This is a genomic window from Paenarthrobacter sp. 10L420 (assembly GCF_056395385.1).
This window is the reverse complement of the sequence record NZ_JBFTJK010000001.1, coordinates 582575-597036: the sequence shown is the minus strand read 5'-3', so window position 1 is coordinate 597036 and position 14462 is coordinate 582575. Positions and strand designations below refer to the sequence as shown.

18 protein-coding genes are annotated in these 14462 nt (G+C 61.9%); all 18 read right to left on the bottom strand.

Annotated features, from left to right (window positions below; translation table 11 throughout):
* Nucleotides 1-36 precede the first annotated feature (36 nt).
* Nucleotides 37-1047 carry a DNA-directed RNA polymerase subunit alpha gene (locus AC1DD5_RS02925; RefSeq protein ID WP_011775567.1) on the bottom strand — a complete coding sequence of 337 codons (1011 nt, stop codon included), beginning with the start codon at nt 1045-1047 and terminating at the stop codon, nt 37-39.
* Between the two features lie 149 nt (nt 1048-1196).
* Complete coding sequence (rpsK, locus tag AC1DD5_RS02920; RefSeq protein WP_014922380.1) at nt 1197-1598, bottom strand: 30S ribosomal protein S11; 402 nt, start codon at nt 1596-1598, stop codon at nt 1197-1199.
* A gap of 51 nt (nt 1599-1649) precedes the next feature.
* Nucleotides 1650-2027 carry a 30S ribosomal protein S13 gene (gene rpsM / locus AC1DD5_RS02915; protein WP_011775569.1) on the bottom strand — a complete coding sequence of 126 codons (378 nt, stop codon included), beginning with the start codon at nt 2025-2027 and terminating at the stop codon, nt 1650-1652.
* A gap of 196 nt (nt 2028-2223) precedes the next feature.
* Complete coding sequence (rpmJ, locus tag AC1DD5_RS02910; protein WP_011775570.1) at nt 2224-2337, bottom strand: 50S ribosomal protein L36; 114 nt, start codon at nt 2335-2337, stop codon at nt 2224-2226.
* A 73-nt stretch (nt 2338-2410) separates the two neighbouring features.
* Nucleotides 2411-2632 carry a translation initiation factor IF-1 gene (infA, locus tag AC1DD5_RS02905; RefSeq protein WP_011775571.1) on the bottom strand — a complete coding sequence of 74 codons (222 nt, stop codon included), beginning with the start codon at nt 2630-2632 and terminating at the stop codon, nt 2411-2413.
* Between the two features lie 194 nt (nt 2633-2826).
* Nucleotides 2827-3822: a P1 family peptidase gene (locus tag AC1DD5_RS02900; protein WP_477520564.1), complete on the bottom strand. Its 996-nt coding sequence runs from the start codon at nt 3820-3822 to the stop codon at nt 2827-2829.
* Between the two features lie 62 nt (nt 3823-3884).
* On the bottom strand, nt 3885-4712 hold the full coding sequence (map, locus tag AC1DD5_RS02895) for a type I methionyl aminopeptidase (protein WP_477520737.1): 828 nt from the start codon (nt 4710-4712) through the stop codon (nt 3885-3887).
* A gap of 32 nt (nt 4713-4744) precedes the next feature.
* A complete protein-coding gene (locus AC1DD5_RS02890) occupies nt 4745-5656 on the bottom strand; it encodes an NAD-dependent epimerase/dehydratase family protein (RefSeq protein ID WP_477520563.1) in 912 nt (303 codons plus the stop codon).
* Complete coding sequence (locus AC1DD5_RS02885) at nt 5653-7413, bottom strand: class I adenylate-forming enzyme family protein (protein WP_477520562.1); 1761 nt, start codon at nt 7411-7413, stop codon at nt 5653-5655. Before AC1DD5_RS02885 ends, AC1DD5_RS02890 begins: the two co-directional genes overlap by 4 nt.
* Complete coding sequence (locus tag AC1DD5_RS02880; protein WP_477520561.1) at nt 7406-8623, bottom strand: cytochrome P450; 1218 nt, start codon at nt 8621-8623, stop codon at nt 7406-7408. The genes AC1DD5_RS02885 and AC1DD5_RS02880 overlap by 8 nt, the downstream gene beginning before the upstream one ends.
* A gap of 37 nt (nt 8624-8660) precedes the next feature.
* Nucleotides 8661-9446 carry a glycosyltransferase family 2 protein gene (locus tag AC1DD5_RS02875; RefSeq protein WP_477520560.1) on the bottom strand — a complete coding sequence of 262 codons (786 nt, stop codon included), beginning with the start codon at nt 9444-9446 and terminating at the stop codon, nt 8661-8663.
* On the bottom strand, nt 9446-10501 hold the full coding sequence (locus AC1DD5_RS02870; protein ID WP_477520559.1) for a 3-oxoacyl-ACP synthase III family protein: 1056 nt from the start codon (nt 10499-10501) through the stop codon (nt 9446-9448). Before AC1DD5_RS02870 ends, AC1DD5_RS02875 begins: the two co-directional genes overlap by 1 nt.
* A gap of 111 nt (nt 10502-10612) precedes the next feature.
* Complete coding sequence (locus AC1DD5_RS02865; RefSeq protein ID WP_224091119.1) at nt 10613-11182, bottom strand: adenylate kinase; 570 nt, start codon at nt 11180-11182, stop codon at nt 10613-10615.
* Between the two features lie 5 nt (nt 11183-11187).
* Nucleotides 11188-12498 carry a preprotein translocase subunit SecY gene (gene secY / locus AC1DD5_RS02860; RefSeq protein WP_216925094.1) on the bottom strand — a complete coding sequence of 437 codons (1311 nt, stop codon included), beginning with the start codon at nt 12496-12498 and terminating at the stop codon, nt 11188-11190.
* Nucleotides 12499-12684: 186 nt separating this feature from the next.
* Nucleotides 12685-13167 (bottom strand): 50S ribosomal protein L15, encoded by a 483-nt coding sequence (gene rplO / locus AC1DD5_RS02855; RefSeq protein ID WP_224164997.1) that lies wholly within the window; start codon nt 13165-13167, stop codon nt 12685-12687.
* Entirely contained in the window at nt 13167-13373 is a 207-nt protein-coding gene (gene rpmD, locus AC1DD5_RS02850) for a 50S ribosomal protein L30 (protein ID WP_216925092.1), read from the bottom strand. Before rpmD ends, rplO begins: the two co-directional genes overlap by 1 nt.
* Nucleotides 13374-13375: 2 nt before the next feature.
* Complete coding sequence (gene rpsE / locus AC1DD5_RS02845; protein WP_442004123.1) at nt 13376-14047, bottom strand: 30S ribosomal protein S5; 672 nt, start codon at nt 14045-14047, stop codon at nt 13376-13378.
* Between the two features lie 29 nt (nt 14048-14076).
* On the bottom strand, nt 14077-14460 hold the full coding sequence (gene rplR / locus AC1DD5_RS02840) for a 50S ribosomal protein L18 (protein ID WP_223933973.1): 384 nt from the start codon (nt 14458-14460) through the stop codon (nt 14077-14079).
* Between the last annotated feature and the right edge of the window lie 2 nt (nt 14461-14462).

Genomic DNA, 14462 nt, shown 5'->3' with positions numbered 1-14462 from the left:
GGTCCATCGCTGGACCTGACGGCCAAGATCTGCTTTTTAGAGCTCGTCGTCGCTGAACGCGGCGTCGTCCTCTTCGATGGCTGCGGCGCGGGCTGCGAGATCGAAACCGGGAGGGGAGTCCTTGAGGGACAGACCCAGTTCGACGAGCTTTGCCTTGACCTCGTCAATGGACTTCGCACCGAAGTTACGGATGTCCATCAGGTCAGCCTCGGAGCGGGCAACGAGTTCACCCACGGTGTGGATGCCCTCACGCTTGAGGCAGTTGTAGGAACGGACGGTAAGGTCCAGATCCTCGATCGGCAGAGCCATGTCCGCTGCCAGGGCAGCGTCCGTCGGCGACGGGCCAATCTCGATACCTTCAGCTGCGGTGTTCAGCTCACGAGCCAGACCGAACAGTTCCACCAGGGTGGTGCCTGCAGAAGCAACGGCATCGCGCGGAGCGATTGCCTGCTTGGTCTCGACGTCGACAATGAGCTTGTCGAAGTCGGTGCGCTGCTCAACACGGGTAGCTTCCACGCGGAAGGTTACCTTCATGACCGGCGAGTAGATCGAGTCAACCGGAATACGGCCGATCTCGGAGTCGCCGGACTTGTTCTGAGCTGCCGAAACGTAGCCACGGCCTCGCTCGATGGTCAGTTCGAGTTCGAACTTGCCCTTCGAGTTCAGAGTGGCAATGTGCAGATCCGGGTTGTGGAATTCGACGCCGGCCGGCGGAGCAATGTCCGCGGCTGTGACGACTCCGGGGCCCTGCTTGCGCAGGTAAGCAACAACCGGCTCGTCGTGCTCGGAGGAAACCGAAAGGTTCTTGATGTTCAGGATGATCTCGGTGACATCTTCCTTGACACCCGGAACCGTGGTGAACTCGTGCAGCACGCCATCGATCCGGATGCTGGTTACAGCGGCACCGGGGATGGAGGAGAGCAGGGTACGGCGGAGGGAGTTTCCGAGGGTGTAGCCGAAGCCCGGCTCCAGCGGTTCAATGATGAAACGGGAGCGGTTCTCGGATACAACTTCTTCAGACAGGGTGGGGCGCTGTGCAATGAGCACTTAGGTTTCCTTTCGGCGAGCATCCGCTATATGACGCAACACAGGTGGTGGAAATCGGCTTCGGTTTCCAGCCTGACCAGCCGGGCCATGCTTGTAGATGGTCTAAACCATGTACAGCAGGCCCGGCCGGTCAGACAGGGAATACCTAATTAGACGCGGCGGCGCTTGGGCGGGCGGCAACCGTTGTGGGCGCTGGGGGTGACGTCCTGGATGGAGCCAACCTCAAGGCCAGCAGCCTGAAGCGAACGGATTGCGGTTTCGCGTCCGGATCCCGGACCCTTGACGAATACGTCAACCTTGCGCAGACCGTGCTCCTGAGCGCGCTTTGCAGCAGCTTCAGCAGCCATCTGGGCAGCGAACGGGGTGGACTTACGGGAGCCCTTGAAGCCAACCTCACCGGCGGAAGCCCAGGAGATTACAGCACCGTTCGGGTCCGTGATGGACACGATGGTGTTGTTAAAGGTGCTCTTGATGTGCGCCTGGCCAAGCGCAATATTCTTCTTATCCTTGCGACGCGGCTTACGAACCGCTCCACGAGTCTTCGGGGGCATTGTTTCTCCTACAGAAAGTTATCGGGGGAAAACCAGGTCAATCCCGAGGGATTAACGTCCGGCCTTCTTCTTGCCGGCGACGGTGCGCTTCGGGCCCTTACGGGTACGAGCGTTGGTCTTCGTACGCTGTCCGCGTACGGGCAGGCCCTTGCGGTGGCGCAGGCCTTCGTAGCTGCCGATCTCAACCTTGCGGCGGATGTCAGCGGCTACCTCGCGGCGAAGGTCACCCTCAACCTTGTAGTTGCCTTCAATGTAGTCACGCAGCTGGACCAGCTCGGCGTCAGTCAGGTCCTTGACGCGAACGTCAGCGCTGATGCCGGTGGCAGCCAGGGTTTCGTGTGCACGGGTCTTGCCCACGCCGTAGATGTAAGTAAGCGCAATTTCCAACCGCTTTTCGCGGGGAATGTCTACGCCAGCGAGACGAGCCATAGTGGCGGTACTCCTTGAATAAACCGGAGGTCGTAGGCAGTACACCCACACGTTCCGTGTGGCCCCAGCCTCCGACCGGGGGTACGTTGACCAGGCTCTGTAATGCAGTCCTGGCACAACTTGTGCTGCCTTTATTTACTTGCGTGGGCTAGCAACCCAGGTTTGCCCTTGCGGGCGCTGATTCCCTGAAGGGGAATTAGCCCTGGCGCTGCTTGTGGCGCGGGTTCTCGCAGATCACCATGACCCGGCCGTTACGGCGGATCACTTTGCACTTGTCGCAGATCTGCTTGACGCTCGGCTTGACCTTCATGGCGTTCCTTTGCGTGTTTTGCAGTTGATCTGCTGGAGCGGCTTGGCACTATTGCCTGGGGCCGCCCAGCAATTTACTTGTAGCGGTAGACGATACGACCACGTGTGAGGTCGTATGGGCTCAGCTCCACCACTACCCGGTCCTCGGGGAGGATTCGAATGTAGTGCTGACGCATCTTCCCAGAGATGTGTGCGAGAACGACGTGCTTGTTGGTGAGCTCAACACGAAACATCGCGTTGGGCAGCGCCTCAGTCACAACGCCCTCGATCTCAATGACCCCGTCCTTCTTGGCCATATCCTCCGCTAACTGTTGTTTGCCGCTGTCCTCCGGTAGGCACCGAAAATCCAACGGACGTTTTTTGTTTGCTTGGCCCTCTTGGAACCACGACACTAAAAAGGGCGTGGCTGCACAGACAACCAACAAATAACTCTACGCCAATGGGGCCGGAAAGTTAAATCCGTCCATGGTAGCGCACGTACCGCCGCCCGTCACTCCCCTACGGGCCGGTAAGCAGGGAAGTCTCCCGCCGCCGTCGTGACACTTTCGGCCGCCTCAACACCGTCCAGGATCGCCAACCGCACTGCTTCGGCTGCGGCACTTTGGAGCGTAATCAGCGATACCTGCCGTGCCTGCTCGGTACTGCGATCAAGCCCGACGGCGCCAGTCGCCAGGGCGAACACGGTGTCACCGTCCGCCAAAGTATGGGACGGATCCAAGGCCCGCGCCAGCCCCGCATGCCCGGAGCTGGCGGTCCGCTTGCACTCAGCAACATCAAGCGCAGCATTCGTAGCGATCACGACGAGCGTGGTGTTGAGCCCTTCCGTAGAAGCCACTGGGTCTGCGACCCTCTGCGCGCTCGGTCGTGCCTCCCTTAGACGCGCGCTGCCGGGCCCCAGCCCCACCGGCGTCCCGAGCGCGTTCACGACCGCGATCGCGCCAACGATCACCGGGCCGTCAGGAGAGATGCTGTCGAGCGTGATCGAAGATGTTCCGACCCCACCCTTGTATTGCCCGCGCGCAATCACAGCGCCCGTTCCGGCGCCGACGTTTCCGCGTTCGACGGCGGCATGGTCACCTGAGGCGAACGCTGCTGCGGCTGCCTGGTAGCCCATGTCGGCGTCGGGTCGCGCTTTCACGTCACCACCGCGTCCGAGGTCGAAGATGGCGGCCGCCGGAACAATCGGCACCACGGTCCCGGGAACGGCAAAGCCCCGGCCCTGCTCCTCACACCAGAGTTGGGCACCAGTAGCGGAGGCGAGCCCAAAAGCACTGCCACCCGTCAGCACGATGGCGTCGACCGTGGATACCAATGTTGTCGGATCAAGAGCGTCAGTTTCGTGCGTACCAGGACCTCCCCCGCGTACGTCCACCGACCCCACGGTTTCCACGGGTGGAAGGACGACCGTCACGCCGCTCAGCCACCCGCCGTCGTTCTTCTGAACGTGGCCAATACGGATGCCGGGCACATCAGTGATCGCACTCATGGCACCATTGTCCACCTGGCGGCAACGCCCTGAGCCGGATTGCTGCGCACGGAGCGTTCAGGTTACGGGATGGGGACAGGCACGACGCCGAGCGGCGCCAACTGCTCGGCACCTCCGTCCGGGGCAGACAGGACCCAGATGCCCTTTTCGTGCACAGCCACGGAGTGCTCCCACTGACAGGAGCGCTTGCCGTCGGTGGTGACAACGGTCCAGTCGTCGTCCAAGGTGGCAGTCTCGATGCCACCGCGCACCAGCATTGGTTCGATCGCGAGGCACAGCCCCGGGCGGATCTTGGGGCCGCGGTGATTGGTGCGGTAATTCAGGACGTCCGGGGCCATGTGCATTTCCGAACCGATGCCGTGGCCCACGTAGTCCTCCAGGATGCCCAGGGGCTTACCGGGGACGGAAGAAACGTAGTCATCAATGGCGTTGCCGATATCGCCCACGAACTTGCCGTTGGCTAGAGCAGCAATCCCTCGCCACATGGCGGCCTCGGTGACATCCGAGAGCCGCTGGTCCTCAGGGTCTGCCGTGCCAACGATGACGGTGCGGGCGGAGTCCGAGTGCCATCCGTCAACAATGCAGCCGCCGTCGATGGAAATGATGTCGCCATCGTTGAGGACGCGATTTCCGGGGATACCGTGGACCACTTCCTCGTTGACTGATGTGCAGATGGTGGCAGGGAAGCCGTGGTAGCCAAGGAAGTTGGACTTGGCACCGGCGTCATTCAGGACTGCCGCAAAAACTTCGTCGAGGTCCTTGGTGGTGACGCCTGCCTTGGCCGCCGCAACGGCAGCGTCAAGTGCACGGCTGAGGACCAAACCGGCCTCGTGCATCTTGCGCATTTGCTCGTTGGTTTTGTACTCGATGCGGGGCTGACCGAACGCCATGTTCTCCTCTGGATGTTTGCTGTAGGGGCCGATCAGGCCCCGTGCTCCAACCATTTTCCCGCATCGGAGAGCGAGGTCGAAATTGGTTCGATTCCCAGCTCGTCGCGGAGTCGGTCCAAACGGTAAGTCCTCTCCCGTCCGAGCTGGCTGACGGCGTAGCGTGTGAGCCGTGGTGCTTGGCCGGAAACGAGGGCTACAGCCTCGGAAATACCGGCAAGAGCCATGGCAGCGGGCTCGGGGACGTACCTGATGCCGACCCGGGTATGGCCGGTGGCATCGAGTACCTGCCTCAGCACGGTCCCGAGCTCCAGGGGCTCCGCGTCTGCTACGTTGATGGCTCCATTGACCCGGGACTGTGCAGCTGCCAGCGCTGCCTCTGTGAGATTTTCCACGTGCGTGAGCTGATGACGAATACCGGCATGGCCAACGGTGATTAGCTGGCTGCGGCGGACATTGCTGATCAGGCGCGGCAGCAGCGTCCGGTCCCCTGGTCCGTAAACTCCGTGGGGCCGAAGAACCACGGCATTGCGATGCCGTCGGGCCTCCACGTCGGCGAGCGCTTTACTCCTTGCGTAGGCGTTGAGGTGGCGCACAGCCACGTCTTCTTCGCCGCGGTTGGTGCAGGGCTCCCACCACGGGTAGACGCTTGAACTGGAAATGTGAACCAGTCGTGTTGTTGGGTAGGCCTCAGCCACGGCACGGGTTCCCAGCACATTCGTTCGGTGGAACGTCCGGGCGTCGCCCCAGTCCGCCACTTGGGCGGCGGTATGGATCACCGCGTCCACGCCCGTCAATCGGGCAGGAGGCACACCAGTCAGGTCCCAATACGTCAGCCCAGGGCCCTGGCGCCGTGCGAAACGAACAACTTCCCAGCCTTGGGCCTCGGCGGCAGTGGCGACTGCTCCCCCAATGAATCCTGTGGCCCCGGTGACCGCGATTCTCACTGAGCGCCGGCTTTGTCAGCAGACCTGCGGGCAAATTCGCATCGAAGTGCTTCCCGGTCCGGCTTTTTGTGGCGTCCGCTGTGGGGGATGGCATCCAGGATTTCGATGTGATCGGGGAGAGCGGATTCGTCAATCATCGCCGGGAGGACCTTGGTTAGCTTTGCTTTCAGCTGCCTCCCCTGTGTCTCTGACAGCCCCTGTGCAGGCACGACGGCCAGCCACACAGCTTCATCACCGATCCCGTCCGGAACCCCCACCATGACGGCCTGCTGAACTCCGGGCACGGAAGTGATCAGCGGTTCATACAGTGCTGGGTAGATGTTGGTCTTGCCCCGGATGATCATGTCCTTCTTGCGCCCGATCATCACCAAGCGCGCGGGACCCGTTCCGGGGCCTCCCGCACCGTGGTCCAGCCGCACCAGGTCTCCGGTGGCGTGTTCAATCATGGCTTCCTCGCCCAGATATCCGTGGCACATGTTCGGTCCCCGGGCGTACAGTTCGTGGTCCTCCCCCACCCGGATCCCGACGGCGGGTAGCGGCTCTCCGAGGAAATCGCCTTCGCCGCTTCCATCCGGCGACGTGAATTCGGCTTCAGCGCCGGACGCAAAGGCCAGCTTCTCCCTACCATCAGCGACGGCGATTGGCAGCAACTCCGTCATACCGTAGATGAGTTTGAACTCGACGCCGGGAAGCAGCGCCGTTGCCCGTTTCAGGAACGGAGCCAGCACCGGCGCGGCTCCAAGCATTACTGTCCGCAGTGTTCCGGGGAGCCTTACGCTGCCGTCCTCCACCGCATCCAGGATGGGCGCCAACTGGGAGGGCACAAGGAAAAGGTGCGTCGCGCCGTCGTACGAGTCTTCTTTGCCAGCCACCGGCCCAAGCTCGCGTGCCAAGCGAAGAGGATCAATGTGCGCGGAGAAGCCATAGCCGGGCATGGTCCACTGCGCGCCGGCGATGAGTGCCGGCAAGCCCATCATCAGTTGCTCGGAGTGGATGCGATCGCCCTCGCCAAACGTACAGCGCTGGTTGAGCTGCTCGAATCCTGCCGCAAGCGAGCCTCGTGTGTGCACCACGCCTTTAGGAACGCCGGTGGTCCCGGACGTAAAAATAATCACGGCTTCCTGACTGGGGGAAGACCCTGTAGACGACGGAACGCTGTCTCTAAGAAGCGCCGCACTGGCGAGTCGCTTCACCGGCGTCGCGCCTCGGGGTACGCCGGGGAGCCACGGTCCGGAGTAGTAGTGCCGGACATCCATGGCACCGTAATCCGGCAGCAGCAATCCCCTCCGCCGGGCCAGTGGCCGTAGCGGGCTCTTGGTACTCACCGCGTAGAGGAGTGACTCGGCGGCCGCCCACCGAGGGGCAGCCAGCCTGGCCCGGTCATGGAAAAGCGACGGTCCGATTCCCGGATCGATGAACACCACAGAACCACCGGCCCGGACTGCCCCCAGGGCCAGGATGAACGCTGCCGGGCTGGGGCGGACCGAGAACAGCATCCGCTCACCGGCACCGAAGCCATCATCCTGGAGATGCCGGGCAGTGGCATCTATACCGTTCACTAGTTCGCGGTATGTGATGGTCCGTCCTGGTCGCAGCCGGCCTGGACGCCGTAGTCGCCCTGGAGCATGGTTCCAGGGAGAAAGTCTGCCGGGCGCCGTGATCGCGGGGCTCTCAGGCACGCGCTCCGCTGCCGCGTAGACAGCCTCGATGAGATCCGTGCCGGACACCGTATCTTCCAACAATGCGTCATCAAGCATTGACCAGCTCCAACTTCCTGTACGCCGGAATGAGCACACCCTTGCTAACTTGACGTGACGAGATGACCCACGGATGGTGGGCGTACCTGTCCAGAAGCAAAGACAGCGTGGCGTTGATCTCGGCCATAGCCAACGGCATGCCGATACAAAAGTGCGGACCCGCGCCGAACCAAAGCTGACGCGCATAGGGCGGGGTGGGAATCCCAGGTTCGAATCCGCCCAGGCTTTTAGACGCGTGAACAGTCGACAGCAAAAGACGGTCTCCGGCCCGGAAAGCGACTCCGCCAAGGGTCCCAGGAGAAACAGCATCCCTCAGCATCATCGGGGACGGCACGGTGAACCGTAATGCCTCGTTCACGGCCGAGGCAACACCGGATCGATCCTCAACAAGGCCCGCAATGCGTCCGCTGTCAGCGAGCAGGGCAATCAGCCGCGGAGCAAAGGACACTAACGTCTCTGTTCCCACCATCACGAACGCGCTGATGATACCCATGGCTTCTTCCTCGGTCATGCCGAGTCCGCGCAGCCGGCCGGGAAACGTTTGGGGATTGCCCTTCCGGTACGCTTCCCGCGCCGGTCCTGCCAAAACCCCGACGGCGGATCTTCCCTTGGCGACCTGCCTCACCGTCAACGTGGGGCGCCCCAGGCGAACGAGCGAAGAGATGGAAGACCCTAGATTGAAGAGTTCCCTGTTGGGCAACCGGCCAGGCGCATCATCCGGCACGCCCAGCAGCTTGGAGATGACTCCCCCAGCAAGCTCCTTGACGCAGTCCACCAGGTCCACGTGGCCACCTGCGTCCAATCCGTGGTGTAAGCGATCATGAAGCGAAGCAGCGGCCGGCTCAACAATTGTCGCCACCGAGCCTGGAGTGAAGAGGTCCGCGAGCTTCCGCCGCAGCTCCCTGTGCTCGGTGCCGTCCATGTTCACCAACGCCTTTGGCCCCACTACGGGAGTCCAGAGCGCACCCGAACCGGACGGTCCGTTCTTGATGAATCGTTGGCTATCCATGAGAACGTCACGCACCAAGGCGGCTTCGCTGACGAGGATCCCCAGGCCGGGCAAACGCATCACCGGCCGCAGGCTGCCCAGCCCCCGGATCGCCGGGTACAGCAATGGATGCGCCCCCAGCTGAACACGCTGCTCCCAGCGTTCGGCCTTGCAGATGACGCCGCCGGGCATCCTGCCGCTAGGCATGCTGCCGTTGGGCATCCCTCCGTTGGACATCCTTCCGTTGAGCATCACACGGTCACCGGATGTCCACGTGCTCTGGGCGGTACCGGTGGTCCGCATACCAAGCCAGGGTGTTCTTCAAGCCCCAGGCTTTGACCCGCCGTGAGGAGCCGTAAACCACAACATCCCGGCGCAACGCGTAATTGCGGGTCAGCTTTCGCACGCGGTTGGACAGTGCGCGGTCTTCGTGGAGGTCTTCGATGCTGGTCCTCGGGAATCCGCCGGAACGGTCATACATGTCTGCCGTGATCGCCATATTGCACCCCGGAAGCATCTGATAAGGACCCAGGTACCCGTCACCCTTATTGCCGGGGCGGATCCGACCGAAGAAAGATGCGATCTCGACGGCGAGCAACATCATCCTCCGCTCCCCTGTACTGATCCCTTCGTCCTCGCGGGGCACAAGCTGGCCGGCGATGAGTTCCAGACCGTCGTGCAACCCCTGAACAATTTTGGCGGTCCAATCCGGCGCAGCGAGACAATCGGCATCCGTCCGGGCGAGCCACGTTGCGCCGTGCTCCACACCGAAGCGCATGCCCGTGTCTGCGGCCGCGCCCGTCCCCTTCTCGGCCTCATACACAAGCCTGATATCCATGTGGGGATGAGCCGCGGCGAACCCTGCCACGATCAAACGGCTGTCGTCCGTCGATCCGTTATCGACCACCACCACCGTGAAGTCCTGATGCTCCTGGGCCGCAAGAGAGCCCAGCGTCTGCCGGACCAGCTTCTGTTCGTTCAGCATGGGCACAGCGATGGACAGCGGCCGGGTAGGGGCCAGGCTTCCCAGATGGCCTTCCAGCATCACAGCCGCACCACCGCCATGCCCAGGCTCACGCCGCCCGCGAGTCCCACCAAGGCCACAAGATCTCCCGGACCGCAGCGGCCACTGTCCACGGCAAGTTTCAGTTGCAGGGGCAAGCTAACGGAGGCCAAATTTCCGAAGTCCTCTACCGATGGAACCAGAAGCTCTGTTGGCACACCCGCTCGCTCTGCAAAGACTTCCCGGTACGGTGCACTCACCTGATGCACACAAACCACGGCAAAGTCCGTCCACTGCAATTCCAGCCGGTCCAATGTTTCGTCCAGGACGCCGCAGCCCAGATCCAGAAATGCGTCCTTGAGCTTCTCCCCGTCCATGGTGAAATAGGTCGCTTCCGGATCGCGCGGATACGCAGATCCACCCGCAGCCAAGGTGCCGACCGACCAGTGGCTGCTGCGGGCTGTGAAGCCCATGCCAAGAATGCCTCCCGGACCGACCTCCAGTCGGTTCGTCTCCATTGCCGCTGATTCCGCAGGTTCGAGCAACACCGCCGCGCCGCCGTCGCTCATGGTGTACCCGGGAAAGCTTGACGCGAAAGTGTCAAAGTCCGGAACTCTCCAGCGGATGGCCCGCGACGGCGACTCCCCTGTGACCACCAGGACCCTGACATACCGGCCCGTGGCAATCAGGGCATCGCCCACCTCCAAGCCGTTCAGGAAACTGTTGCACGCATTCTTCACGTCCATCACAGGGCAGGCGAGTCCGAGCTTGGCGGCCGCCATGTGGCCCGTGGCCGGTTCCACCATGTCCTGGCTGGCGGACGCGAAGATCAGGAGGTCTATATCCGAGGGCTGCAGTCCGCATTCAGCCAGCAGCTTTGCGGCTGCATGGGCCGCAAGGTCCGACGCCTGTTCCGAGTCCGCCATGACGCTCCGGGACCGGATACCGGTAACGCGGGAGATCAAGCCCTTCGGGACACGGAACCCCGGACTCGACTCACCAATACGGCGTTCGACGGCGGCAGTGTCCAGGCGCGCAGGCGGAAGGTAGACCTCCAAACCTGCAATCCTGCTGTGCCCGGAAAGAGCTGTTTGCATGCGGTTCCCCCAAAAACTGCCGCGAAACGAAAAGGGTGTGTCCCGCACCAATGGTACGGGACACACCCTTTTGCTCCAGCGCCGACGATCCGGCTATGTGGAAAAGCCTTGCTAGACGGCCTTGGCCGACTCGATGGCTGTGAGGACGCGGTCGGTGACTTCGTCGATGCCGCCGATGCCGTCAACCTGCGTCAGGATGCCACGCTCGGCATACTTGGCGACAACGGCCTCAGTCTGCTCGTGGTACAGGTCCAGCCGGTGACGGATGACGGCCTCATTGTCGTCAGAGCGTCCGGTTTCCTTCGCACGGCCCAGGAGGCGGGACACCAGTTCTTCGTCGTCGGCAGTCAGCTGGAGCACGACGTCGAGCTCCTGCTCGCCTTCAGCGAGGATCTGGTCGAGGTAGTCAACCTGCGCCGTGGTGCGCGGGTATCCATCCAGCAGGAAGCCATTCTCGACGTCGCTCTGGCTCAGGCGGTCACGAACCATGTTGTTCGTGACGCTGTCCGGAACGAAGTCGCCTGCATCCATGTATTTCTTTGCTTCGATGCCCAAAGGGGTTTCGCCCTTTACGTTGGCACGGAAGATGTCGCCGGTGGAGATGGCGACTACGCCGAGGCGCTCGGAAATCCGCTCAGCCTGCGTACCCTTACCCGAACCGGGAGGTCCAATGATCAGCATTCTCGTCATCGCAAAAGCCCTTCGTAGTGACGTTGTTGTAGCTGCGCATCAATCTGCTTGACGGTTTCCAGACCGACACCCACCATGATCAGGATTGACGTGCCACCGAACGGGAAGTTCTGGTTGGCGTTGATCAGGACGAGTGCAACCAGCGGAATCAACGCCACGAAGCCCAAGTAGAAGGCTCCAGGCAAGGTGATCCTGGAAAGCACGTACTGCAGGTAGTCCGCGGTCGGTTTACCCGCCCGGATGCCCGGAATGAACCCGCCGTACTTCTTCATGTTGTCCGACACTTCTTCAGGGTTGAAGGTGATGGCCACGTAGAAGTAGGTGAAGAACACGATCATGGCGAAGTAGAGCGCCATGTAGATGGGGTGGTCGCCACGGGTGAGGTTGTTGTTGATCCACTCAACCCACGGCGCCAACTGCTCCCCTGCCTTCGGCTGGTTGAACTGAGCAATCAGGCCCGGCAGGTACAGCATGGAGGAAGCGAAGATGACGGGCACGACGCCGGCCATGTTCACCTTGATGGGGATGTAGGTGCTTGTGCCACCCACGGTGCGGCGTCCGATCATGCGCTTGGCATACTGGACGGGAACCCGCCGCTGGGACTGCTCCACGAAGACCACCAGGGCCACCGTGAGCAAGCCGATCGCCAGGACGATGAAGAACGTCCCCGGTCCCTTCGTCTCCCAGATGGAACCAAGTGAACGCGGGAAACCTGCAGCAATGGAGGTGAAGATGAGCAGCGACATTCCGTTGCCCACGCCCTTCTCCGTAACGAGCTCGCCCATCCACATGATGAGGCCCGTACCGGCCGTCAGCGTGATGATGATGAGCAGCGTGGTAATGATGCTGTCATCAGGAATGATCGGGAGGTTACAACCCGGAAGAAGCTGGCCGGAGCGCGCCAAGGACACCAGTGTGGTGGCGTTCAAGAGGCCGAGGGCGATGGTGAGGTACCGGGTGTACTGGGTCAACTTCGACTGGCCCGAGGAGCCCTCTTCGTAGAGCTGCTGGAACCGGGGAATGACCACCCGGAGCAACTGAACGATGATGCTCGACGTGATGTAGGGCATGATGCCCAGTGCAAAGATCGAGACCTGCAGCAACGCGCCGCCGCTGAACAAGTTAACCAGCTGGTAAATGCCCTGCGAGGTGTCACCGTTGTTCAAGCATTGCTGGACATTCTGGTAGTTCACACCAGGCGAGGGGATGAAAGCTCCCAAGCGGAAGATTGTGATGATTCCCAGCGTGAACAACAACTTGCGTCGCAAATCAGGCGTCCGAAACGCCCGGCCGAATGCGCTTAGCAAGCGTCCTCCTGAGTAGAAAGTACAAGGATGTGGATGGGCTCAATGAAACCCAACAACCGAGTCTAGCTGCTTGTGACGCCGTCGTAATAATCGAGAGTTCACTTTCATGCAAAAAATCCCGGTATACGGGGCCGAAGCCCCGCATACCGGGATCTTTTTCACAACGGGGATCAGCCCCACTGGCTCTTAGAGAGCAGTGGTGCTTCCACCAGCTGCAGCAATCTTTTCAGCAGCGCTGGAAGAGAAAGCGTGAGCGGTGACGTCAACCTTGACGGTGATGTCGCCAGTGCCCAGGACCTTGACGGGCTGGTTCTTGCGAACAGCACCCTTCTCAACCAGGGACTCAACGGTGACAGCGCCACCTTCCGGGAACAGCTCGTTGAGCTTGTCCAGGTTCACAACCTGGAACTCAACCCGGAACGGGTTCTTGAAGCCGCGCAGCTTCGGCAGGCGCATGTGCAGCGGCAGCTGGCCGCCGGCAAAGCCAGCCTTTACCTGGTAGCGGGCCTTCGTACCCTTGGTACCGCGACCAGCGGTCTTACCCTTGGAGCCTTCACCACGACCAACACGGGTCTTGGTGGTCTTGGCACCCGGGGCGGGACGCAGGTGGTGGACCTTCAGAGCGTTCTGCTTCTCAGCAGCTTCTGCGGCGGTCTTGTTCTCTGCCATTACTTCGCCTCCTCTACATTCACGAGGTGCGGAACCGTGTTGAGCATTCCAACGGTCACGGCGTCGGCGTCACGGACAACGGTGTGTCCGATGCGCTTCAGGCCGAGGGACCGGAGGGTAGCCTTCTGGTTCTGCTTGGCGCCGATGACGCCCTTGATCTGGGTGATCTCCAACTTGGCGTCGGAGGGAGTCAGGTTCTTAGCCATGACTAAACACCTGCCTTCTGGTTCTGGAGCGCGCGCACCAGAGCAGCCGGAGCAACCTCGTCCAGCGGCAGGCCACGGCGGGCAGCCACGGAAGCGGGCTCTTCGAGCTGCTTCAGAGCGGCAACGGTCGCGTGAACGATGTTGATCGCGTTGGAGGAACCGAGCGACTTGGAGAGGATGTCGTGGATACCCACGCACTCCAGTACCGCGCGGACCGGACCACCGGCGATAACACCGGTACCGGCGGAAGCCGGACGCAGCAGGACAACGCCTGCAGCAGCCTCACCCTGCACACGGTGCGGGATGGTGTTGCCAACGCGCGGAACGCGGAAGAAGGACTTCTTGGCCTCTTCAACGCCCTTTGCGATAGCAGCGGGAACTTCCTTGGCCTTGCCGTAGCCAACGCCAACCATGCCGTTGCCGTCACCGACGACGACGAGTGCGGTGAAGCTGAAGCGACGACCACCCTTGACGACCTTGGCAACGCGGTTGATGGTTACAACGCGCTCTACGAACTGGCTCTTCTCGGCTTCGCGACCGCCGTCGCGGCCACCACGGCCACCACGGTCGCCGCGGCCCTGGCCACGCTCGCCGCGCTCGCCACGACGGCCGCCGCGGCGGTCATCGGCAGCGGGTGCGGTCTCAGTTGCTTCAGCAGCTACAGCTTCAGTCACCTGAATGTCCTTTTCGTTATTTTCAACGGTCACAGTGCCAGCCCACCTTCGCGAGCACCGTCAGCGACGGCGGCGATGCGGCCGTGGTACTTGTTACCGCCACGGTCGAAGACAACAGCTTCGACGCCTGCAGCCTTGGCACGCTCGGCAACGAGCTCGCCGACGCGCTTGGCCTTGGCAGTCTTGTCTCCGTCGAGAGCGCGAAGATCAGCTTCCAGGGTGGAAGCGTAAGCCACGGTTACACCCTTGCTGTCATCGACAACCTGGACGAAGATGTGGCGGGCCGAACGGTTGACGACCAGACGAGGACGTACAGCCGTACCGGTGATGCGCTTGCGGATACGAAGCTGGCGACGGCTGCGTGCAGCAGACTTGCTCTTGTTCGTACGCTTCTTGTTAATTGCGATGGCCATGG